At 69.8% G+C, this 22,868-nt stretch carries 16 protein-coding genes; 7 read left to right on the top strand and 9 right to left on the bottom strand.

Annotated features, from left to right (window positions below; all coding sequences use genetic code 11):
• Window positions 1–86 precede the first annotated feature (86 nt).
• Together ABD830_RS25140 and glgB are read right to left on the bottom strand one after the other, a co-directional pair.
• Window positions 87–1,964 carry a S8 family peptidase gene (locus ABD830_RS25140; protein WP_344991883.1) on the bottom strand — a complete coding sequence of 626 codons (1,878 nt, stop codon included), beginning with the start codon at window positions 1,962–1,964 and terminating at the stop codon, window positions 87–89.
• A gap of 112 nt (window positions 1,965–2,076) precedes the next feature.
• Window positions 2,077–4,239 carry a 1,4-alpha-glucan branching protein GlgB gene (gene glgB, locus ABD830_RS25135; protein ID WP_344991881.1) on the bottom strand — a complete coding sequence of 721 codons (2,163 nt, stop codon included), beginning with the start codon at window positions 4,237–4,239 and terminating at the stop codon, window positions 2,077–2,079.
• A gap of 121 nt (window positions 4,240–4,360) precedes the next feature.
• Between glgB and ABD830_RS25130 the strand changes: the two genes are divergently transcribed.
• Complete coding sequence (locus tag ABD830_RS25130) at window positions 4,361–5,074, top strand: DUF4328 domain-containing protein (RefSeq protein WP_344991878.1); 714 nt, start codon at window positions 4,361–4,363, stop codon at window positions 5,072–5,074.
• Here ABD830_RS25130 and ABD830_RS25125 read toward each other — a convergent pair.
• Window positions 5,071–8,124, bottom strand: a complete 3,054-nt coding sequence (locus ABD830_RS25125; protein WP_344991875.1) for an ATP-binding protein — start codon at window positions 8,122–8,124, stop codon at window positions 5,071–5,073. The genes ABD830_RS25130 and ABD830_RS25125 overlap by 4 nt on opposite strands.
• A gap of 87 nt (window positions 8,125–8,211) precedes the next feature.
• Here ABD830_RS25125 and ABD830_RS25120 point away from each other — a divergent pair, with 87 nt between their 5' ends.
• Window positions 8,212–9,063: an NAD(P)-dependent oxidoreductase gene (locus ABD830_RS25120; RefSeq protein ID WP_344991873.1), complete on the top strand. Its 852-nt coding sequence runs from the start codon at window positions 8,212–8,214 to the stop codon at window positions 9,061–9,063.
• Here ABD830_RS25120 and ABD830_RS25115 read toward each other — a convergent pair.
• From ABD830_RS25115 to ABD830_RS25105, 3 genes are all read right to left on the bottom strand, one after another.
• Complete coding sequence (locus ABD830_RS25115) at window positions 9,060–10,385, bottom strand: maltokinase N-terminal cap-like domain-containing protein (RefSeq protein WP_344991869.1); 1,326 nt, start codon at window positions 10,383–10,385, stop codon at window positions 9,060–9,062. The genes ABD830_RS25120 and ABD830_RS25115 overlap by 4 nt on opposite strands.
• 3 nt (window positions 10,386–10,388) lie before the next feature.
• Window positions 10,389–12,092 carry a maltose alpha-D-glucosyltransferase gene (treS, locus tag ABD830_RS25110; RefSeq protein WP_344991866.1) on the bottom strand — a complete coding sequence of 568 codons (1,704 nt, stop codon included), beginning with the start codon at window positions 12,090–12,092 and terminating at the stop codon, window positions 10,389–10,391.
• A gap of 71 nt (window positions 12,093–12,163) precedes the next feature.
• Window positions 12,164–14,248: an alpha-1,4-glucan--maltose-1-phosphate maltosyltransferase gene (locus ABD830_RS25105; protein WP_344991863.1), complete on the bottom strand. Its 2,085-nt coding sequence runs from the start codon at window positions 14,246–14,248 to the stop codon at window positions 12,164–12,166.
• Between the two features lie 281 nt (window positions 14,249–14,529).
• On the opposite strand from ABD830_RS25105, the gene glgP reads away from it, so the two are divergent.
• Both glgP and ABD830_RS25095 read left to right on the top strand, forming a co-directional pair.
• Window positions 14,530–17,112: an alpha-glucan family phosphorylase gene (gene glgP / locus ABD830_RS25100; RefSeq protein ID WP_344991860.1), complete on the top strand. Its 2,583-nt coding sequence runs from the start codon at window positions 14,530–14,532 to the stop codon at window positions 17,110–17,112.
• A gap of 53 nt (window positions 17,113–17,165) precedes the next feature.
• Window positions 17,166–18,062: a MurR/RpiR family transcriptional regulator gene (locus tag ABD830_RS25095; RefSeq protein WP_344991857.1), complete on the top strand. Its 897-nt coding sequence runs from the start codon at window positions 17,166–17,168 to the stop codon at window positions 18,060–18,062.
• Here the strand turns inward: ABD830_RS25095 and ABD830_RS25090 are convergent.
• On the bottom strand, window positions 18,025–19,944 hold the full coding sequence (locus tag ABD830_RS25090) for an N-acetylmuramoyl-L-alanine amidase (RefSeq protein ID WP_344991855.1): 1,920 nt from the start codon (window positions 19,942–19,944) through the stop codon (window positions 18,025–18,027). The two genes, ABD830_RS25095 and ABD830_RS25090, sit on opposite strands and share 38 nt — an antisense overlap.
• Before the next feature lie 158 nt (window positions 19,945–20,102).
• The gene (gene cpt / locus ABD830_RS25085) at window positions 20,103–20,666 is read right to left on the bottom strand and encodes a chloramphenicol phosphotransferase CPT (protein WP_344991853.1); all 564 of its coding nucleotides are present in this window, start codon (window positions 20,664–20,666) and stop codon (window positions 20,103–20,105) included.
• A 172-nt stretch (window positions 20,667–20,838) separates the two neighbouring features.
• Here cpt and ABD830_RS25080 point away from each other — a divergent pair, with 172 nt between their 5' ends.
• From ABD830_RS25080 to ABD830_RS25070, 3 genes are all read left to right on the top strand, one after another.
• Window positions 20,839–21,255, top strand: a complete 417-nt coding sequence (locus ABD830_RS25080; RefSeq protein ID WP_344991850.1) for a prevent-host-death protein — start codon at window positions 20,839–20,841, stop codon at window positions 21,253–21,255.
• Window positions 21,256–21,473: 218 nt separating this feature from the next.
• Window positions 21,474–21,677: a hypothetical protein gene (locus tag ABD830_RS25075; RefSeq protein WP_344991847.1), complete on the top strand. Its 204-nt coding sequence runs from the start codon at window positions 21,474–21,476 to the stop codon at window positions 21,675–21,677.
• Window positions 21,678–21,744: 67 nt separating this feature from the next.
• Complete coding sequence (locus tag ABD830_RS25070) at window positions 21,745–21,885, top strand: hypothetical protein (protein WP_344991844.1); 141 nt, start codon at window positions 21,745–21,747, stop codon at window positions 21,883–21,885.
• On the opposite strand, the gene ABD830_RS25065 is transcribed toward ABD830_RS25070, so the two are convergent.
• Window positions 21,882–22,853, bottom strand: a complete 972-nt coding sequence (locus ABD830_RS25065; RefSeq protein WP_344991841.1) for a zinc-binding dehydrogenase — start codon at window positions 22,851–22,853, stop codon at window positions 21,882–21,884. The genes ABD830_RS25070 and ABD830_RS25065 overlap by 4 nt on opposite strands.
• Between the last annotated feature and the right edge of the window lie 15 nt (window positions 22,854–22,868).

The raw sequence follows: 22,868 nt of genomic DNA, 5'->3' as shown, positions 1-22,868 counted from the left end.
CACCTGCGACAACAGTGATGTCGGTGGCGTATGTCGCCAGAGAAACGTTGGAGGCGTTTTTGCCTCAGTGCGGGCCCGGAGGCCCGCTACTTGACGTTTTTCGCCGCCTTCCTCAGCGCCGTGGCGGACGACTTGCCGCTCAGCCGCACCTTCTCGGCGGCGGTCAGCTTCGTGGTGCCGCTCGTGCCGTGGGCCCAGTTCAGCCAGGCCGTGAGCAGCGCGCTGTCCAGCTTGCCCTTGCTGGTCCTGGTGTTCTTCAGCGCCCGGTACGCCTTGCCCAGCGAGGACGCCTTGGTCACCTCGGGGAACACCTTGCTCGACTTGGCGATCAGCTTCAGGTAGCAGGTGAGCGTGGCGTCCGGGATCGTGCCGCTGCTGCGGTGGATCTCCACGGCCCACTTGGCGGCCGTCAGCTTCGCCGCGGCCGTGCCGCGCGTGCAGACCTGCGCGGTGGTCTTCGGGGTCGGCGTGACCGTCACGGTCACGGTGACCGTGGGCAGCGGGACCGGCGTGCTGGAGGTGGAGGGCTGCGTCTGGTCGCCCGGGTTCTCGGGCTCGGGGGTGGGGCCGCTGCTGTCCGACGGGCCCGGCTCGGGGTCGGGGTCGTCGGTCGGCATGGTCGGCGGCGACTGCGAGATGGACGGCTGCGGCGCCGCCCCGGTCAGGGCCGCCGCCAGGTCCAACCGCGGCGTCGTGACCTGGGTGCCGTTGACGTCGTACACGTACGGCCTGCCGGTCGACTTCAGCTTGTTGATCAGATCGGTCATCGACGTGCCCGGCGCGGCCGCCTTCATCAGCGCCAGCGCGCCGGCCACGTGCGGGCTCGCCATCGAGGTGCCGCTGTACACGGCCGTCCGGTTGTCCGGGACGGACGACTCGACGTTCACGCCCGGCGCGAACAGGTCCACGACGGCCCCGCGGTTGGAGAAGGGCGCGATGACGTCGTTGTTGTCGTTCGCCCCGACCGCCACCGCGGAGGAGATGCAGGCCGGGTACGAGGCCCCTTCGAAGTACTCGTTCCCCGCGGCCACCACGGTCGCGGTGCCCTTGGCCAGCAGGGCGTCGATCTTCGGCTTGAAGATCGCGCCTTCCTCACTGGCGTCGCAGTCGGTCTCGGAGAGCTCGCCGCCCAGGCTGAGGTTGACCGCGGCGATCGGCTGGTTCAGCGCCGTCACGTAGTCCATGGCCTGCCGCAGCGACGACTCGTAGGCCAGCAGACACGCGGACTCGCCGAAGCAGAGGTCCTGGTCGTCGACCCGGCTGAACACCTGCACCGCCACGATGTTCGCGCCTGGCGCCACACCTCCGGTGCCGGCCGCGATGCCCGCGACGTGGCTGCCGTGCTCGCACAGGTTCACGCCGTCCGCCAGGCACTTCGCCGTCGTGGCGTCCGCCGCGCCCGCGCCGGTCTGCGAGGTCTGGCCGTTCGGGCAGAGCGACTCGACCCCGGCCTCCACGGCGGAGAAGCAGGCCTCGGCCACGATCCGGTTCTGGAACCACGGGTGGTCCCGGTCGATGCCGGTGTCCAGCACGGCCACCGCCTGCCCGGCCCCGGTGTAGCCCTTGGCCTGCGCCTGGTCGGCGCCGATCAGCTTGAGGTTGGGGCCGACGTCCACCGGCGAGTACGTCCTGTCCCGGTGGATGGAGGTGACCCGCGGGTCCTCGGCCAGCCTGGCCAGCTCCTCCGCGGTGCCCTCCACGACCATGAACGACTGGCTCGGCGGCTGGAGCAGCACCTCCACGCTCTCGGTCGCCGCCTGGGTCGCCACGGGCGCGTTCTGCGCGGGATCGGTCAGCTCGACGACGGCTCGCACTGCTCCGCCGTCGACGCCTAACCCCTCCTCGACCTTGGTCTGGCTCGAGGAGTCGCCGGGGGTGGGCGTCGGGTCCTCGGCGTAGGCCGGACCAGACAGCGGCAGCAGGGCCAGCACGATCGTGCTCACGATCAGGGGGCGAAGTCGCACGCGTCCTCCGAGGGGGATGATCTCGGAGTTTAGGGTGATTTATCGGACAGGCACAGTCCCCCTGGCCGGTTTCTCACCGAACTTTCAGCGTGCGTCGGCTCTAATCGTTCCCTCAAACGTTCAGTGTGTCTCCTTCGTGGGTGAGCCACACCGCGCCGAGTGGCGGCACCCGGAGCGTGGCCGAGTGCGGCAGCCCGTGCCAGGGCTCGCCGTCGGCTTCGACGGTCCCGAGGTTGCCCACGCCGCTGCCCCAGTAGTCGTAGGCGTCGGTGTTGACGACCTCCGACCACTGGCCCGCGTACGGGAGGCCGAGCCGGTAGCTCTCGTGCGGCGCGCCGCTGAAGTTGATCACGCACGCCACCGCGGACCCGTCGTTCGCATACCGGAGGAATGAGAACGTGTTACCGGAGGCGTCGTCGGCGTCGATCCACCGGAACCCCTCGGGCCTGGCGTCCTGCTCCCACAGCGCCGGGGTCCCGCGGTAGATCCGGTTCAGGTCGCGTACCAGCCGCTGCACGCCCTGGTGCCCGTCGAACTCCAGGACCCACCAGTCCAGCCCGCGCTCCTCCGACCACTCCGACCCCTGGCCGAACTCGCCGCCCATGAACAGCAGCTGCTTGCCCGGATGCGCCCACATGAACGCCAGCAACGCCCGCAACTGCGCGAAACGCTGCCATTCGTCGCCCGGCATCTTGCCGAGCAGCGAGCCCTTGCCGTGCACGACCTCGTCGTGGGAGAGCGGCAGCACGTAGTTCTCGGAGTAGGCGTACAGCAGCGAGAACGTCAGCTGATGGTGGTGGTACTGGCGGAAGACCGGCTCGTGGCGCAGGTATTCGAGCGTGTCGTGCATCCAGCCCATGTTCCACTTGAAGCCGAACCCGAGCCCGCCCAGGTGGACCGGGCGCGAGACACCCGGCCAGGCCGTCGACTCCTCGGCGACGGTCGAGATGCCGGGCGCCTCCCGGTAGACGACGGCGTTCATCTCCTTGAGGAACTCGACCGCGTCGAGGTTCTCCCTGCCGCCGTAGATGTTCGGCGTCCACTCGCCCTCGCGCCGCGAGTAGTCGAGGTAGAGCATCGACGCCACCGCGTCCACGCGCAGCCCGTCGATGTGGAACTCCTTCAGCCAGAAGAGCGCGTTGGCCACCAGGAAGTTGCGCACCTCCCTGCGGCCGAAGTCGAACACGTACGTGCCCCAGTCAGGATGCTCGCCCCTGGCCGGGTCGGCGTGCTCGTAGAGCGGAGTGCCGTCGAAGCGCGCCAGCGCCCAGTCGTCCATCGGGAAGTGCGCGGGCACCCAGTCCAGCAGCACGCCGATGCCGCGCTGGTGCATCATGTCCACGAAGTGGCGGAACTCGTCGGGCGTGCCGAACCGGGCCGTCGGCGCGTAGTAGGACGTCACCTGGTAGCCCCACGACCCGCCGAACGGGTGCTCGGCCACCGGCAGCAGCTCCACGTGCGTGAACCCCATGTCGGACACGTACGAGGAGAGCTGGTCGGCCAGCTCCACGTACGACAGCCCGGGCCGCCACGACCCGAGGTGCACCTCGTAGACGCTCATCGGCTCGTCCAGCGGACGCTTCTCGAGCCGGTCGGCGAGCCAGGCGTCGTCGCCCCAGGCGTAGGCCGACTTGTCGACCACGGACGCCGTCAGCGGCGGCACCTCGGTGCGCCTGGCCATCGGGTCGGCCTTGTCACGCCACACGCCGTCGGCGCCCAGGATCTGGTACTTGTACCGCTCGCCCGCCCCGACCCCGGGGACGAACAGCTCCCACACCCCCGAGCGGCCCAGCGAGCGCATCGGGTAGGCGGTGCCGTCCCAGTGGTTGAAGTCGCCGACGACCCGGATGCCGCGCGCGTTGGGCGCCCAGACGGCGAACGCCGTGCCCTCCACGTCCTCGTGCTTCATCACGCGGGCGCCGAGCGCCTCCCACAGCCGCTCGTGCCGCCCTTCGCCGATGAGGTGCAGGTCCACCTCGCCGAGCGTGGGCCAGTGCCGGTACGGGTCGCGCACCTCGTACGGGTCGTGGTCGGCGTACTTGACGCTCAGCGTGTAGTCGGGCACCTTGTCCAGCCCCGGGACCGTGACCTCGAACACCCCGTGGGCCTGGTGTTTCATGTCATGGGTCGTACCGTCGTCCAGCACCACCCGCACCCGCTCGGCCAGCGGGCGCAAGGTGCGGAAAACCACCCCGCCGGTCCCGGGGTGCGCTCCGAGCACGGAGTGCGGATCGTGGTGCGCCCCTCCCGCGAGGCGGTCGAGCTCTGTCCTCATCGGCATGCTCCCAACACTGCCCTATGATGACCGTCCACTTCAGGCACTGCCCGCTTTCACCGAGACAATCACCGAAAGTGCGAAATCCTAGGTTTAACCAGGACGGAGAAAGGCCGCAGTCATGTATCCGCCACCCCCCGCTCACGGCTACCCGCCGCCACCGCCCCCGCCGTTACGCCCGGTCCGCGGACTCGCGGTCTTCGCGGCGGTGATGCTCGTCTGCGACTCGCTCGTCGGCGTCATCGCCGCGGTCATCGATCTCTGGTACGCGGACCTCATCGACCGCATCATGGCCGACGTCGACTCCGTGCCGGAGTCGGAGATCAACGCGGGCGACCTCGTCTACGGGCTCTCCGGCATCCTGGAGACCGGCGTGTACGTCGGCGCCATCGTGGCGTTCCTGATCTGGCTCTTCAGGGTCAGGGCGAACGCCGAGATCCTCGCGCCCCACGGGCACCGGCGCGCCACGCCCTGGCTGATCTTCGGCTGGGTGGTCCCGATCATCTGGTTCTGGGTCCCGAAGCAGATCGTGGACGACATCTGGGACGCCTCACGCCGTGCTCCGTCGCCCTCCAGGGGCCTCTTCAACGCCTGGTGGGCGGCCTGGGTGGTCGCCAACCTGGCCTCCAACGTAGGCGCGCGGCTGCTGTTCAGAGCCGATGAGCCGGAGCAGGTCGCCGCGGCGGCCCGGTTCGACGTGGTGTGCATCGGGCTGACGCTCGTGGCGGCCGTGCTCGCGATCCTCGTCGTCCAGCGCATCACCGGCGCCCAGGAAGAGCACCGCTCGGCTGCCGTCGTCGCACCTGGCTTTCCCGGGGCGTATCCGGTGTACTAGCCGTACTCGGCCAGGAGATCGTCCAGCGGCAGGGTCGCGCCCCGCGACATGGCCGCTCCGGCCGCCTCCTGGCCCAGGGAGGTCTCCACCGCGGCCGTGATCCGGTCGACGTCGGCCCGCTCGGCCTTCGGCAGCGGCGCACCCACCGACGCCCGGAGCGCCGCCGCCCGCCCCAGCAGCCGTCCTGCCTCCTCATGCCGCCCGGTCAGGGTCCGCGCGCCCGCCAGTCCCTCCAGCGCCAGCGCGATGGCCCGCGGGTCGCCGACGTTGCGGGCCATCGCCAACCCGCGCAGCTGCAGCTCCAGCGCGCCGGCCGCGTCGCCCCGCAGCTCGGCGGTGAACCCCAGTTCGGCCAGGATCAGCGCGGCGCCGGGCTCACCGGACACGTCCATGACCCAGTCCAGCCACTTGCGCAGCAGCGACTCGGCCTCGTCGAGACGGCCGCGCCGCCGCGCCACCAGCGCGAGACCCAGCTCGGCGAACTCCTCGGCGGGCCGGTTCGACTGCGCCACCGCCAGCCGCCTGGCCCGCTCGTGGTAGTCGTCGGCCGCCGCGTAGTCGCCCGTCAGCAGGGCGATCCGGCCCAGCCGCGACAGCGCGTCGGACACCGAGCTCCACAACCCGAGCTCCTCCGCCATGCGCAGGCCCTCCCTGCGCAGCTCGGCGGCCCGTCCGTAGTCTCCGGTGATCTCGGCGAGCGTGCCGAGGTTCTCCGCGGCCCGCATCTCGCCCCACCGGTCGCCGATCTCCTTGAACAGCGCCAGCCCCCGCTCCCCGTCACGCCGCAGCGCGTCCAGGTCGCCCCGCATGGCGGCGTACCTGGCCAGTACGCTCAGCGCCGCGGCGGTGCCCCAGGCGTCGCCCAGCTCGCGGAAGCCCTCCAGCGCGCTCCGCAGCAGGTCCACGCTCGCCGACAGGTCGTCGTACCCGAACAGCGCGAACCCGGCGAACCACCGCGCCCTGGCCCTGGCGAGCGGGTCCGCGATGGCCTCGAACACGGCGGCGTCCGGCACGCTGGGCCGCCCCGCCAGCATCCGCAGCCCGGCCAGCCACACCGCGGTCTCCGCTGAGCTCCCGGCGAGGGCCTGGGCGCTCTCCAGCGCCCGCCGGCCCTCGCCCAGCTTGCCGCGCAGCACCCAGTACCAGGCCATCGCGTTGACCAGCCGCACCGCCTCGCCGGCCGCGCCCAGCCGCACCGCCGTCTCCAGCGCCAGCCGCAGGTTGGCGCCCTCCGCGTCCAGCAGCGTGAGCGTGAGCCGCTGTTCATGGCCTCTCAGGCGCGGCTCCGCCCGCTCGGCCAGCGCGGTGTAGTAACGGACGTGCCGCAGCGCGATCAGGTCGTCCTCACCCGCCTCGCGCAGCCGTTCCTGGCAGTAGGCCGCCACCGACTCCAGCAGCCGGAAACGGGGCCCGGCCGCCCGCACCACCAGCGACCGGTCCACCAGCCTGGCCAGCGTGTCGAGCACGTCCACGCCCGGCTCCGCGCACACCTCCTCGGCCGCCTCCAGCGTGCAGCCGTCGGCGGGCGCGGCCAGGCGCCGCAGCACGACCCGCTCGGCGTCGGAGAGCAGCTCCCAGCTCCAGTCGATCATCGCCCGCAACGTCCGCTGCCTGGCCGGGGCGCCGCGCGCTCCTGAGGTGAGCACCTGGAACCGGTCGTCGAGGCGCTCGGCGAGCTGGCGCGGGGTCAGCACCCGCATCCTCGTGGCGGCCAGCTCGAGGGCCAGGGGGATGCCGTCCAGCCGCTCGCAGATCTCCGCCACGTCGGCGTCCGGTTCGATGCCCGCCCGCGCCGTGAACAGCTCCACCGCCGGCTCCCGCCCGAGCGGCGGCACCTGCACCAGAGTCTCGCCCTCGATCCGCAGAGCCTCCTGGCTGGTGGCGAGGACACGCAGCCCGGGAGCCGCCCGCAGCAGCCTGCTCCCCAGCGCCGCCACCTGCTCGACCACGTGCTCGCAGTTGTCCAGCACGAGCAGCGTCCGCTTGGCCGCCAGCGCGGCGGGCAGCCGCTCCAGCATGGACTCCGGCACGTCATCACGCAGGCCGAGCACGTCCGCGATCAGCTCGGCCACCCCGGCCACCGGTGCCCCGGCGCCGAGCGAGGCCAGCTCGACCAGCCACACCCCGCCGTCGAACCCCTCCGCCGACTCCAGGCCGGCCGCGGCCGCCAGCGCCAGCCGCGTCTTGCCGACCCCTCCCGGCCCGGTGAGCGTGACGAGCCGGCCGGCACGCAGCAGCGAGCGGACCTCGGCCACCGCCTCGTCCCGGCCCACCAGGCTCGTCATAGGCGCGGGCAGGTTGGTGCGGGGGAGCACGGGCGCCTCCAGGGCCGGGTCCTGCCGCAGGATCGCCTGGTGCAGGGTCACCAGCTCGGGTCCGGGGTCGAGGCCCAGCTCCTCGGAGAGCCGCCGCCGCAACTCCCCGTAGCGGGCCAGCGCCTCGCTCTGCCGCCCGGCCCGGTAGAGGGCCCGCAGGTGTACGGCATGGAGCCGTTCCCGCAGGGGATGCCGGGCCACCAGGTCGGACAGCTCGGCAGCGAGCAGGGCGTGCTCGCCCAGCCCCAGCCGCGCCTCGGCCAGTTCCTCGAGCGCCACCAGCCGCTGCTCCTCCAGCCGCGCCACAGCGGCCAGGGCGAACTGCTCGCCGGCGAACTCCGCGTACGCGTCCCCGCGCCACAGCCCGAGCGCCTCGCGCAGCAGCGCGGCCCGCGCCCCCGGCTCGGTGGCGCGCTGCGCGCGCCCGACCAGCGACTCGAACAGCCCGGCGTCCACCGACGACGGCTCCACCCGCAGCACGTACCCGGGCACCCGGTGGGCGACCAGCCCGCCCAGCGCCCTGCGCAGCTGCGACACCTTGACCCGCAGAGCGGCGGGCGCGTTCGCCGGGGGACGGTCGCCCCAGAGGTCCTCGATCAGCCGGTCCGCGGAGACGGGACGGCCGGCGTGGATCAGCAGGTCGGCGAGGAGCGCCCGGACCTTGGCCTCCGGCACCTTGACCGGCTCCCCGTTCGCGTTCCACACCGCGAGCGGGCCCAGCACCCCGAACCGCATCCCACCCCCCGTAACCGATCCCGAACCAGACCATAACCGTGCACCTGCAGGGTGAACGCATCACTCCTGACCAGAAGGAACACTGAAATGTCCGAGAATATCTCTGTGCTGGGCCTCGGTCTCATGGGCTCCGCGCTCGCGGCGAGCCTCATCGAGGCCGGCCACCGTGTCACCGTGTGGAACCGCTCGCCCGCCAAGGCCGACCCCCTGGTCGCCAGGGGCGCGACCCGCGCCGCCACCCCCGCGGAGGCCGTCGGGGCGAGCCCCCTGGTGATCGTCTGCCTGCTCGACTGCCCCTCCGTCCACGAGGTACTGAAGGAGGCTCCGCTGGAGGGCCGCGTCATCGCCAACCTCACCACCAGCCGCCCCGCCGAGGCCCGTGAGACGGCGGCCTGGGTGGCCGAGCGCGGCGGCGACTACCTGGACGGCGGCATCATGGCCGTCCCCCAGATGATCGCCACGCCCGGCGCGCTCATCCTCTACAGCGGCTCGCAGCCGGCTTTCGACCGTTACGAGCAGGCGTTCACGGCCATGGCCGCGGCCCGGTACGTCGGCACGGACCCGGGCATGGCCCCGCTGCTCGACCTGGCCATGCTGACCGGCATGTACGGCCAGATGGCCGGTTACCTGGAGGCCGCCGCGCTGGTCAGGTCGGCGAAGTACCCGTTGACGGACTTCACCACGGAGCTGCTGGTCCCGTGGCTCAACGCGATGGCGGCCCAACAGCCCCGCTGGGCCGAGGCCATCGAGGCGGGCGACCACAGGACCGAGGTGTCCAACCTGGAGGTCAACCGGGCGGGCATGGAGAACCTCGTCCGCGCCTTCCAGGAGCAGGGCGTCAAGCTGGACCTGCTGCTGCCCATGAAGACCGTCATCGACCGGCGCGTGGCCAGGGGGCTCGCTCACGAGGGGCTGTCGGGGCTGGTCGAAGAGCTCTAGCGAGGCCGGAAGGCGGCCAGGGGGATCGAGATCCAGGTGGGCCGGTTGCGGGCCTCGTACACGACCTCGTACACGGCCTTGGAGAGCTCGAAGGCCCGCAGGAGCGCCGCGTCCCCTCGCGTGATCACGCCGCCGCCCTCCAGGTATCCCTCGAGGAACGCGGCGCGGTTCCGGTCGGCCCACTCCGCGGCCCGGGGCTCCAGGCGCTCGGCCTCCGAGTGGCCGGCGAGCAGGTGCCTGGCCGCGTAGTCGAACGAGCGCAGCATCCCGGCCACGTCACGCAGCGGCGAGTACAGGGCCCTGCGCTCGGCCAGCGGCTGCCCCGGCTCGCCCTCGAAGTCCAGCACCACCCAGTCGGTCGGCGTGCGCATGACCTGGCCCAGGTGGTAGTCGCCGTGGATCCGCTGCACGGGGATCACGTGGGTGAGCAGGTCCACCTGGTGGTAGGCGTCCTCGATAGCGCTCACATGCGGGCGCAGCTCGGGCACCTCCGCCACCGCCCGGCCCAGCTTGCGCCGGAAGGTCTCGGCCATCCGCTTGACCTCGTGCGACTCGATGACGTCCGTGGGGAAGGCCTCGGCCAGCTCGTGGTGCACCCGGGCGGTGGCGACGCCGAGCCGCTGCGACTCGGCCGCGAAGTCCCCGCCCGCATCGGCCGCCGGCAGCTCGGGCAGCGACGCGTAGAGGTCGCGCACGCTGGTCAGGGCGAGGTCCCAGCCGTCGTTCGCGTTGCACAGGTACTCCTGCATGATCGCGAGCGTGGTGTCCGTACCGTCGAGGTCCGTCTCGATCCACCCGTACGGCTGCGCGATGTGCGGCGCGCCCCGTGCGGCCAGCGCGGTGATGATCTCCAGCTCCGGGTTGACGCCGGGGATGAGGCGGCGGAAGAGCTTGCAGATGTACAGGTCCCCGTACACGAGCGAGGTGTTGGACTGCTCGGCCCCCAGCACCAGGCTGCGCTGGTCGGTGTCGATCGTGATGTCGGGCACGTGGCGCATGCGCAGGCCGTTGTCGGTCTCGTCGCGGGCCATGCCGTCGAGGAGCCGGCTCGTGCGGTCGGGGTCGTGTACGGCGTCGTACACGTAGACGTCGCCCAGCAGGCCGATGAGCGCGTGACTCAGGCGGTCGGGGAGCTCGGTGCGCTCCCCGAGCAGGATCTGGTAGCGGTCGCGCGAGCCCTCCTGCCACACGGCCACGACCAGGTGTCGCAGCCCGGGCGCCAGCTCGACGTCCGATTCGATCGACAGGTCGTCGATCGGGCGCCCCTTGCCGCCGAACCAACGTTGGCGTCCGATCCATGCGGCAAGGAGCTCATCAAGCACGTCCTACTCCTCCTGGGTGATCGCCGGCGGGAGAGTGAACCAATAGAACCCATGCCCAGGAAGCGTCAAAAGATACGGAAGTTCGCCAATTGCCGGGAATGGGACCCCTCCCATGGTCTCCACAGGCGAAACCCCGACGAATCTCCGCAGGTCAAGCTCGACCGGCTGCGGGAAGCGTGACAGATTGTTCACGCAGAGCATCCGGTCGTCCCCGAGCTCCCTGACGAACGCGAGCACGCTCGGGTTGGAGGAGTTGAGCTCTGCGTAACCGCCCACGCCGAAGACGGGGTGGCGCTTGCGGATCTCGATCATGCGTTTGGTCCAGTGCAGCAGCGAGCCGGCGTTCCGCTGCTGGGCCTCGACGTTGAGGCCCTGGTAGCCGTAGATCGGGTCCATGATGACCGGCAGGTAGAGCCGGCCGGGGTCGCAGTCGGAGAAGCCCGCGTTGCGGTCGGGGTCCCACTGCATGGGCGTGCGCACGCCGTCGCGGTCGCCGAGCCAGATGTTGTCGCCCATGCCGATCTCGTCGCCGTAGTAGAGCACGGGGGAGCCGGGCAGCGACAGGAGCAGCGCGGTGAACAGCTCGATCTGGTTGCGGTCGTTCTCCAGCAGCGGGGCCAGGCGGCGGCGGATGCCGACGTTCGCCCGCATGCGGGGATCCTTGGCGTACTCGGTGTACATGTAGTCGCGTTCCTCGTCGGTGACCATCTCGAGCGTCAGCTCGTCGTGGTTGCGGAGGAAGATTCCCCACTGGCAGTGCTCCGGAATTTTCGGCGTTTGCGCCATGATTTCGGAGATGGGGTAGCGCGACTCCCGGCGTACGGCCATGAAGATGCGGGGCATCAGCGGGAAATGGAAGGCCATGTGGCATTCGTCCCCGCCGCCCACTGGATCGCCGAAGTACTCCACCACGTCCGTCGGCCACTGGTTGGCCTCGGCGAGCAGCACCCGGTCGGGGTAGATCCGGTCCACCTCGGCCCTGACCCGCTTGAGGTACTGGTGGGTCTTCGGCAGGTTCTCGCAGTTGGTGCCCTCCTCCTCGAAGAGGTACGGCACCGCGTCCAGCCGGAACCCGTCGATGCCCAGGTCCAGCCAGAAGCGCAGGACCTCCAGCATGGCCTCCTGCACGTCCGGGTTCTCGTAGTTGAGGTCCGGCTGGTGGTGGAAGAAGCGGTGCCAGTAGTACTGGCCGCGTACGGGGTCGTAGGTCCAGTTGGACGTCTCGGTGTCGATGAAGATGATCCGGGCGTCCTGGTATTTCTCATCGGTGTCGGACCACACGTAGAAGTCGCCGAACGGCCCCTCCGGGTCGTGCCGGGACGCCTGGAACCATGGGTGGGCGTCGCTGGTGTGGTTCATGACGAGGTCGGCTATGACGCGCATGCCGCGTTTGTGTGCCTCGTCGACGAGCTTCACGAAGTCTCCCAGATCCCCGAAATCGGGCAGGATCTTCGTGAAGTCCGCGATGTCATAACCGCCGTCACGCAGCGGCGACTCGTACAGCGGCAACAGCCAGAGGCAGTCGACACCCAGCCACTGCAGGTAGTCGAGCTTGCTGATGAGCCCTCTGATGTCGCCGGTGCCGTCGCCGTTGGAGTCGGCGAAGCCCCGGATCAGGACCTCGTAGAAAACCGCGCGTTTGTACCAGTAGGGGTCGCGCGGCTTTTCCTCGTCGAAGGTGTTGGGAATGGGTGTGGTGGAGCTCATGAGCCACCCCACGAGGGGCTCATGACGGAGGCGCTTTCACACACGTTGAAGACTCCCCGCTGAATTCAGTTCTACCGTGGCGCGGCTCGGACGGTGAGAATATGGGCAGGCTGGATGTGTGGGTCGAGGCGTACGTAGTTGCTCTGCCGCCAGCGATAGGACTCGCCGGAGAGTTCGTCGTCGACGACGAACTCCGCGTTCCAGTCGAGTCCGAGTGCCGGTAGGTCCAGGTCAACAGTCGCCTCATGGGTGTGGTGCGGATCCAGGTTGATGACCGCCAGAACCACGTCGCCCAGACCGTGCCTGCGTGTGGCCGGGTCATAGGCGCCGGGAAGTCGCTTCGAGAAGCAGACGATGTCCCCTTGGTCGACCCTGTGGAACCGTAGATTACGCAATTCCTGTAGTGCGGGATGAGCTCTTCGGAACAAATTCAGGTGGGTGATGAAGGGCGCCAGACTCCACCCTTCACGCTCGGCCGTAACCCAATCACGAGGTTTGTACTGATATTTCTCGCTATCTAGGTATTCCTCGCTTCCTGGCCGTACCGGAATGTTCTCGATGAGCTCGTACCCCGAGTAGACCCCCCACGTGGGGGAGGCCAGCGCGGCCAGCACCGCCCTGATCTTGAACCCGGGCACGCCGCCGTGCTGCAGGTACTCGTGCAGGATGTCGGGCGTGTTCACGAACAGGTTCGGCCGCAGGTAGGCGGAGGTCTCCTGGGCCAGCTCCGTGAGGTACGTCTCCACCTCGGACTTCGTGTTCCGCCAGGTGAAGTACGTGTACGACTGGTGGAAGCCCACCTTGGCCAGCGAACGGAGCATCGGCGGCCGGGTGAACGCCTCGGCCAGGAAGATCACGTCCGGGTCGGTCGTGTGGATGTCGGCCAGCAGCCGCTCCCAGAACCCGACCGGCTTCGTGTGCGGGTTGTCCACCCGGAAGATCCGCACGCCGTGGTCCATCCAGTGCCGCAGCACCCGCCTGACCTCGGCGTAGATGCCCTCGGGATCCTTGTCGAAGTTGATCGGGTAGATGTCCTGGTACTTCTTCGGCGGGTTCTCGGCGTACGCGATGGTGCCGTCCGCCCTGATCGTGAACCACTCGGGGTGCTCCTTGACCCACGGGTGGTCGGGCGAGCACTGGAGCGCGAAGTCGAGCGCGATCTCCATGCCCAGCTCCTTGGCGCGCCCCACGAACTCGTCGAAGTCCTCGAGGGTGCCCAGATCAGGATGCACGGCGTCGTGGCCGCCGTCCTCGGAGCCGATGGCCCAGGGCGAGCCGGGCTCGTCGGGCTCGGGGCTGAGCGTGTTGTTGCGGCCCTTGCGGAACTGCGTGCCGATCGGGTGGATGGGCGGGAGGTAGACGACGTCGAAGCCCATCTTGGCGATGGCCGGGAGCCGCTTGGCAGCAGTCTGGAAATTTCCGGACTTGGAGATGCCGAGCTCGCTGACGACCGAGCCTTCCGACCTGGGGAAGAACTCGTACCATGAGCCGTACAGCGCCCTGCGCCGGTCCACCCTGACCTTGTGGGATTTGGATCTGGTCACCAGCTCCCGGAACGGGTGCGACTCCAGCAGCGCGGCCGTCTCCGGCAGCTGCGCGATCGAGAGCCGGGCCCTGGGGTCCAGCTCCTCGTCACGCAGGGTGGCCGAGACTGCGAGCAGAGCCGCCCGGTGCCCGCAGGCGCTGTCGCCGTTGCCGTTCTGTGTCGTGGCGCCGCGGTTGTTCGCGCCGTTCTTGGGCTGGCCGTTCGGGCAGTCGGCCGCCCGTACGGCCTTGGCGGCCCGCTCGAACAGCCGGGCGCCTTCCTCGCACATGAGGTCGACGTCCATGCCACGCGGGATCTTGATCTCGGCGTCGTGCAGCCATGTGCTGATCGGGTCGCTCCACGCCTCCACGCGGAACAGCCAGTCACCCTCGGCGGGCAGGCACACGTCCACGCCCCAGCGGTCGGTGCCGGGGGCGAGCTCGCGCATTCGTCTCAGACGCCCGCGCTGGCCGTCGGGCGAGGTGAACACCACGCCCGCGGCCACGGCGTCATGGCCCTCTCTGAACACGGTCGCGGAGACCTGGAAGGTCTCGCCGGCGACCGCCTTGGCGGGCCACTGCCCGCAGTCGACGACGGGGGAGATGTCCGTGATGGGAATTCGTCCGATCATCGCATTCAAGGGTTTGCGGCGGCGCGCTCGGTGCCGCCGGAGGCTTTCCGTGTCGATGCAGCTCGGGTGGGGCGCTGGTCGCGTCCCGCCATAGGAACGATCCTTGCATGTAAATTGTGGACAGCAGTGGATAGACCTCCCGAGTGTGCCCGCGGGACAGCCAACAATGAGGAAAGTTGCCCCAAACGTCCATCTTCATGCCTTGTCCCGGAAGGGGTTTGAACGGTCTTGATGAGGGTGAAGGACTCAGAGGTCCCTCCTAGCCCGTAGGGTGCAGAAACGTGAGAGCTATCCGCCGGTTTACCGTCCGCACCGTCCTGCCCGCGGAGCTGGCCGCCCTCGGCGAGCTCGTGCACAACCTCCGCTGGTCCTGGCATCCGGAGACTACGGACCTCTTCTCGGAGGTAGATGCCGAGCTCTGGGAGCAGGTGGGCCACGATCCCGTGGCCCTGCTCGGCGCCGTCAGTCCCGCCAGGCTGAGCGAGCTCGCCTCCGACCGCCGCTTCCTGCGACGCCTCGCCGACGCAGCCGATGACCTGCGCGAATACATGACATCGCCGCGCTGGTACCAGACGCTGCCCGACGCGGCGCGCGCCATCGCGTACTTCTCGCCGGAGTACGGCATCGCCGCCGCGCTGCCGCAGTACTCGGGCGGCCTGGGCATCCTCGCGGGAGACCATCTCAAAGCGGCCAGCGACCTGGGCGTGCCGATCCTCGCGGTCGGCCTGCTCTACCGCCACGGCTACTTCACGCAGTCGCTGTCGCCCGAGGGCTGGCAGCTGGAGCACTATCCGTCGCTCGACGCGGGCGGCCTGCCGCTCAGCCTGCTGAAGGAGCCCGAGGGCGAGCCCGTCAAGGTCCGCATCGCCCTGCCCGACGAGCGCGAGCTGCACGCCCAGGTGTGGGTGGCCCAGGTGGGCCGGGTGCCGCTGCTGCTGCTCGACTCCGACGTGGCCGAGAACGACACCGCCGCCCGCGACGTCACCGACCGCCTCTACGGCGGCGGCACCGACCACCGGCTCATGCAGGAACTGCTGCTGGGCGTGGGCGGCGTACGCGCGATCAGGGCGTACTGCAGGATCACCGGGCACGCCGAGCCCGAGGTGTTCCACACGAACGAGGGGCACGCCGGATTCCTCGGCCTCGAGCGCATACGCGAGCTGACCGAGGCGCGGCTCTCCTTCGACGAGGCGCTGGAGGCCGTGCGCGCGGGCACGGTGTTCACCACGCACACGCCCGTCCCCGCGGGGATCGACAGGTTCCCCGTGGACATGATCGAGCGTCACTTCGGCGGCTCGAACGCCTGGCCGACCGTGCCCGTCGAGCGGATCCTGGCGCTCGGCGCCGAGGCCGACCCGGGCCGGTTCAACATGGCGGTCATGGGCATGCGGCTGGCGCAGCGCGTCAACGGCGTGTCCGAGCTGCACGGCAAGGTCAGCCGGGAGATGTTCAAGGATCTCTGGCCGGGCTTCGACCGCGACGAGGTGCCGATCGGCTCGATCACCAACGGCGTGCACGCGCCCACCTGGGTCGGCCGTGAGCTCATGGAGCTGGCCGTGCGGGAGGTGCCCTCGCTGCTGGAGCGGGCCCGCGGTTGGGAGGGCATCCAGAAGATCTCCGACGCCGACATCTGGCAGATCAGGAGCACGCTGCGCAAGCGGCTGGTCGAGGGCGCCCGGGTACGCCTGCGCAAGGCGTGGCGCGAGCGGGGCGCGTCCGACGCCGAGCTCGGCTGGATCGACGACGCGCTCGACCCCGACGTGCTGACCATCGGCTTCGCCCGGCGGGTGCCGTCGTACAAGCGGCTCACGCTGATGCTGCGCGATCCCAAGCGGCTGACCGAGCTGCTGCTCGACCCCGACAAGCCCGTGCAGATCGTGATCGCCGGCAAGGCGCACCCCGCGGACGAGGGCGGGAAGAAGCTGATCCAGCAGATCGTCAAGTTCGCCGATCATCCGACGGTGCGCCACCGCATCGTCTTCCTGCCCGACTACGACATGGCGCTCGGTCAGCTCATGACCCAGGGCTGCGACGTCTGGCTGAACAACCCGCTGCGCCCGCTTGAGGCCTCCGGCACGTCGGGGATGAAGTCCGCGCTGAACGGCGGGCTCAACCTGTCGATCCGCGACGGCTGGTGGGACGAGTGGTACGACGGCACCAACGGCTGGGCGATCCCGACCGCCGACGGCGTGACGGACCCGGACCGGCGGGACGAGCTGGAGGCCGCCGCCCTGTACGACCTGATCGAGCACGAGGTGTCCGACCGGTTCTACGACCGGGCCTTCGACGGGCAGCCGCGGCGCTGGATGGAGATGGTCAAGCACACCCTCACCTCGCTCGGGCCGAAGGTGCTGGCCGGCCGGATGCTGCGGGACTACGTGGTCGATCTCTACAGCCCGGCCGCCGCCTCCGCCCGCGCGCTGTCGGCCGAGTCGCACGCGCCCGCGAAGGCGTTCGCGGCCTGGAAGGTCCGGGTCGCCCAGGCCTGGCCGGGGGTGCGCGTCGAGCACGTCGAAGCCTCGGGCGTGGGGGACACGCCGGAGGTGGGCGCCTCCGTCGAGCTGCGCGCCACGGTCGCGCTCGGTGAGCTGGAGCCCGGCGACGTGCTGGTGGAGGCCGCCTACGGCAAGGTCGGGCCGCACGACGAGCTGGTGCGTCCCACGTACGCGAAGCTCGCCGTCGTGGCGACGGACGACGACGGGCGGGCTCACTACACGGGCGAGGTCCCGCTCGACCGTACGGGAGCGTTCGGATACACCGTGCGGGCCGTGCCGTACCACCCGCTCATGGATACTCCCGCAGAATTGGGACTTATCGCCGTGCCGGAGGAGCCCGCGGGCATGACGAACGGCACATTGCGTTAAACCCGGGGCAGGGGCGGCGGCAAATTGCGGTAAACGGACGGCATAATCAGGACGTGGACGACAGCGGCAACGGCCTGCGGGCCGACACTCTGGTGGCCACGGTCCGCGGTGTGCTGCCGTCCCTGACGCCGGCCGCGCAGACCGTCGCCCGGCTCATCCTGGAGGACCCCGCGACGGTGGCCAGGAGCACCATCACGGAGCTCTCCGCCGCCTCCGGCACGAGCGAGGCCACGATCGTGCGCACCGCCAGGCTGCTCGGGTTCGCGGGCTATCCGCAGCTCAGGCTGGCCTTGGCGGCGGCCGCCGCGCAGCCCGACCGGCTCGTGCCCGGGGACCTGGCACCCGACGATCCGCTGTCGGAGGTCATCCAGAAGGTGGCGCGGGCCGAGTCCGAGGCGATCAACGACACCGTCGCCCAGCTGACCTCCGAGCGGCTGGGGCTCGTCGTGGACGCCATCGTGGGGGCGCGGCGGATCGACGCGTACGGGGTGGGCGCCTCCGGGCTGGTGGCCGAGGACGTCGCCCAGAAGCTGCTGCGCATCGGGCTGTCCAGCCACGCCTTCCAGGACGCGCACCTGGCGCTGACCAGCGCGGTGCTGCTCAGGGAAGGCGACGTGGCGATCGGCATCAGCACGTCGGGGGAGACGCCCGACGTGATCGAGCCGCTGACCCGGGCCAAGGAGGCCGGGGCCACCACGGTCGCGATCACGAACAACCCGCGTTCGTCCATCGCGGAGCTGGCCGAACACGTGCTGATCTCCGCCGGGCGCGAGACGGAGTTCCGTCCCGGCGCCCTGGCCAGCAGGATCAGCCAGCTCCTCGTCGTCGACTGCGTGTTCGTCGGCGTCGCCCAGCGCACGTACGACTCCTCTCAGGAGGCGCTCGCGAGCACCAGGCGCGCCGTCAAGGAGTTCACCCGGAGAACGTCACCTGCACGTCGTCAGCCTTGACGAACATCACGCGGTGGCCGAACTGGATCTGCAGGTACTTCGTCTTGCCCCGGACCACCTTGTGGTCCTGGTCCATGGTGAACGTGACCGCCCGGTAGTACTCGGCGGGCGCCGATCCGGCCAGCGTGTACTTTTCGCCTGCCGAGAACGTGTACTGCAGCGGGGTCACCGCCTGGTACGGGATGTCGGCGGGGTACGCCTCCTGCTCGGGGTAGGCCCTGCCGTACACCGGGACCGTGGCCTTGCCCGGCTTCGGCGTGACCACGAGCCCCATGGACGGGACGGCGGTCGGCGCGCTCGCCGGGTTGTAGAACCAGGCCTTCTGGCCGAGGTACCAGATGGCCGTCCAGTCGCCCTGGCGCTCGGCCACGGCGAAGCGCTGGCCGGTGGTGGCGCGGGCGCTGTGGTCGTACACGCTGTAGAGGGAGCCGCCGGTCGGGTGCTTGCCGATGTCCTTGACCAGCGGCGCGTCCTGCCTCGGCTCGGTGCGGAGCCAGACGGTGCTCGCGGGGAGCGGCGGGCAGTCGGCGTTCGGGTTCTTGCGGTCGCACCCGTAGAAGTACGGCTTATTCGTCGCGAAGTCCGGCTTTATCATGATCGATCCGGACCTGGGGCCGCCGAACTGGTGCAGGGGGGCGCCGATCAGCTGGAAGTAGTGCGTCCAGTCCCAGAACGGGCCCGGGTCCTCGTGCATCTGCTTCACGGTCGTGGGCAGGGTGCCGGGGACGTTGTCGTGGCCCAGGATGTGGGCGCGGTCGAGCGGGATGCCGTACCTGAGCGCCAGGTAGCGGACCAGGCGGGCGCTCGACCGGTACATCGCCTCGGTGTACCAGGTGCTGCCCTCGGCCAGGAAGCCCTCGTGCTCGATGCCGATGGACTTGGCGTTGACGTACCAGTTGCCGGCCTGCCAGGCGACGTCCTTGCCCTTGATGTGCTGGGCGATGTGGCCGTCGGTGGAGCGCACCGAGTACTGCCAGCTGGCGCCGTAAGTGGGGTCCTGGTTCATGCGGATGGAGGGGGCGAAATATCCCTCCATGTCATGAATGACGATGTACTCGATCTTCTGGCCGAACGGCCTGTTCGCCAGGTCGTAGTGACCGTAGTCCTTGGGGGGCGGCAGCTGCTGGTACGCGGAGGGAATCCACTCGCAGGAGACGGAGGCCGGGCACTCGACGCCGTCGGTCCGCTCGTGGCGCAGGCCGAGCTTCTCGAGCCACTTCTCGATCTTCTCGAGACCCGGCACGGCGGGCAGCGTGACCTTCTCCCCGTCGTCGGTGGTCCGCGCGGCGCCTTCCTTGATCGTCGCGTACACCTCGTCGGCGAAGAACTTGGCCGCCCCGGACTCCTCGGCCCCGGAGTACTTGGCGACGGCGCCGTACCACTCGCCCGGGTCCTCGCTCAGCGGCGCGCCGAGCGCCTTCTGGTAGTCGGCGAGCAGCGCCGCGCCGCCCCGGATGTTGGCGGCATCGTCGGTACGCAGCCGCTCGTTGCTCTCCCCGGTCAGCTCCGCGGCCCGCTCCATGGTGCGGAGTGAGGCGGGAATGTCGGCCTGGGCGGAGGAGGGCTCGGGAGCGGGCAGAGGCCGGCTCTCGTCCCCTCGCGCGTCCTCGGCGCCGTCGCCATGGTGGTTGGACGTGGCGAAGGCGGCGGCGTCGGTCAGATGCATGGGGCCGAACCCGGCGCTGTTGGACGGCTGCCCGGCATGGGCGTCCCACCGCGACTCGAGGTACGACACACCGAGAAGGACGCTCTCAGGCACCTTGAACTCTTGGGCGGCGGCCGCGAAGGCCTCCTGACGGTCAGCCGGCTCTTCGGCGTTGGCCGCTGGGGCGGCGGTTAAGGGCAGGAGGGCGACCACGGAGATCGCCAATAGGCGGCGCATGAACCACTCCTTGGACTGGGGGGCCACGTAAGTGGGATCAGCGTCTCAACATTTTCCTTCTCGCGCGAGATCTTTGCGAAGGTATTCTTCACCCCTTAACACAGTGGCAGCCAGACCAGGACAAACACCACATCCCGTCGCCCGAAAGTCCCGCTCGCTCAGTGCGACGACCTGAACCGTTCGCCGGACTGCCGCACATGATCGGCGATGATCTTCGCGCACACCAGGGACTCGGTCTCCGTGGTATCCACCACCACGTCATAGACCACCCCTTCGTGGACCACCTCCGCCTGGAGCGCGGCCATTCCCGTGATCCGGTCCCCCCGAGCGCTCTCGCGCTCGGCGGCGACCGCGCTGTCACACTTGACGCCGACCCACAGGACGTCCAGTCCGCCGAAAACCCTCTGCCACCGCTGCTGGGACGCCCCTCCGCCGAGGAAGACATCGTCGATGACGACCCGAGCCCCGGCACGGACCATCGCGGCGATCCCCTCCATCCACGCGGCTTGCAGCGCTACGAACTCCGGCCCGACGGCGACTCCGCCATCGGAGGCGAACTCGATGCCCTCATCCGATGCCTGCATGGATGCCGGCATCGCCTCGATGAGCGAGTCGACCCCGAAGGCCAGCCATGGCTGCGGCAGGACGGCCTGCAGGTGCCGGACGATCGAGGACTTGCCCGCGCTGGATCCGCCATTGAGCACGATCACCTGAGTGGTCACGGCGTACACGGTAGAGGTTCAGCCTCCAAGACGGGAAAGCGTTATTGGCTGACGCTGCCCTGCTGCTGCGACCGCGCGAACGGCTCTATCGCTCAACTATCAGTACGTCACGTACTTGACGTACCTATCAAGGGTTGGCATCCTATAGATACGCTCCAATGGAGGTGCCGCCATGTCTGCCGTTCATTTCGACAGCTATACAGAGGCGCGCGCGCATCTGAAAGCGCTCTTGGACGCGGCTGAACGAGGCCGTGTGGCCACGGTGCGTCGTGATTCTGCCAGGACTGCCATCGTGGACGTCGAGAGACTGCGCCACTACCTCGCAGCCGTCACTCCGTCTGGTGCACAGACGGTTGCGGAGGACGGCGGTTGGTCCGTCTTCATCCCCGGGCTGCCGATCGCTGCGGACGGCCGGACCTTCAATGAGGCCGTCACGGAGATGGTAGGTGCGCTGCGTGAGTACGCCGAAGACTGGCAGGACCACTTGCTCGATGCGCCGAACCACCGTGAGAACTGGGGATTGGTGCAGTTGATCAGCCTCAGCGACGACGATCAGTTGCGTGAATGGCTGGTTGGGAAGCCCCGGTGACCTGGCCCCAACCCACACGTGAGGACCACGAACGGTTCTGCCAGATCGAAGGCTGGCGTTCTGTACGGAACGCCCGTGGAGGAACGGGAAACCACCATGTCACCTACGAACTGGATCTTCCCGATGGCCGGATCTTGAGGACTCGGATCTCCCATCCTCCCGATCGAAGCACCTATGGCCGGAGTATGTGGGGCCACATTCTTCGTGATCAGCTACAGGTGGACGAGACGACGTTCTGGGCCTGCGTCAAGGACGGCACCCTACCTGATCGCGGAACGCCCGAGCCGCCATCGCACGCCTTGCCCGCCGACCTGGTTCACCTGCTGATCTCCAGAGTAGGTCTGCCCGAGGCCGAGGTCGCGGCGATGAGCAAAGAGGACGCCGTTGCCAGGCTGCAGAGATATTGGACCGAAGGCGCCTGAGGCGTCGGCCGCTGCCGGTCTCCGGTTCGGGGTGGACCGTACGCGGTGCTCGTGCGACGCTCGCCCCGTGGCCGACCACTATCGCGACCTGTCCGCCGACTACCACTGGATCTTCCCCGACGAGATCGTGAACCATCCCGGCGTGATCGGTGGCACCTCCGCCGGCAGCCGGGCCCAGCGGTACGCGATCGCAGCGACCGCGGGTTAGGGGACGAGCACGACCTTGCCGGTCGTCGCCCTGGTTTCGAGCGCGGCGTGGGCGGCCGCCGCCCGCGCGAGCGGGAACGTCTGCACGGCGGGCGTCAGCGTGCCCTCGGCGGCCGCCGCCAGCGCGCGGACCTCGTACTGCGGCCGCGTGTTCGGCTCGCTGAGCAGCAGCATCAGGGCGTTGGTCACGGTGAGGTCCCGCTCCTTGACCGTCTGGGGGTCGGGCAGGAAGTCCTGCTGCGAGGCGTTGCCGATGGTCACGTACCGGCCGCCGTCGGCCAGCAGCTCGAACGCGGTCCGCGCCTTGTCGCCTCCGACCCCGTCGAGCAGGGCCGTGACCGTACGGCCACCCAGTTCCTCGGCGACGCTCTCCGCCCAGGAGGGCTGGTCGTAGTCGACCGCGATGTCCGCGCCGAGCTCCCGTACGGCCGCGACCTTGGCGGGACCGCCGGCCGCGCCGACCACCTTGGCGCCCAGACCGCGCGCGTACTGGATGAGCAGGCGCCCGATCCCGCCGGCCGCCGAGGTCACCAGCACGACGTCGGAGGGGATCAGGTCGGCCACGTCCAGGAACTGCAGCGCCGTCACCCCGGTGACGACCATGGCCACGGCCGTCTCGTAGCCGATGGTGATCGGGTGAACGGACGTCACGTCCGCCACCGCCAGTTCCGCGTAGCCGCCGGGCTTGCCGTACGCGGTCACCACGTCCCGTCCGATCCACGACGGATCGACCCCCGGACCCACCTCGTCCACGCGTCCCGCCACCTCGCCGCCGAAGATCGTCGGAAGCTCGGGCTGCGGTGGCAGCGACTCACCGGCCCGACCCGACCGCAGTATCGTCTCGACCAGGTGCACCCCGGCCGCTTTCACGGCGATGCGCACCTGGCCGGGGCCGGGCACGGGATCGGGGACGGTCTCGTAGCGGAGGTTCTCGGCGGGGCCGAAGGCGTGCAGGACGACGGCGTGCATGGTGCTCTCCCGAAG

The organism is Nonomuraea helvata (assembly GCF_039535785.1).
GTDB classification, from domain to species: Bacteria; Actinomycetota; Actinomycetes; order Streptosporangiales; family Streptosporangiaceae; genus Nonomuraea; species Nonomuraea helvata.
The sequence above is the reverse complement of the archived record's forward strand: the minus strand, read 5'-3'. Positions and strand labels throughout refer to the sequence as shown.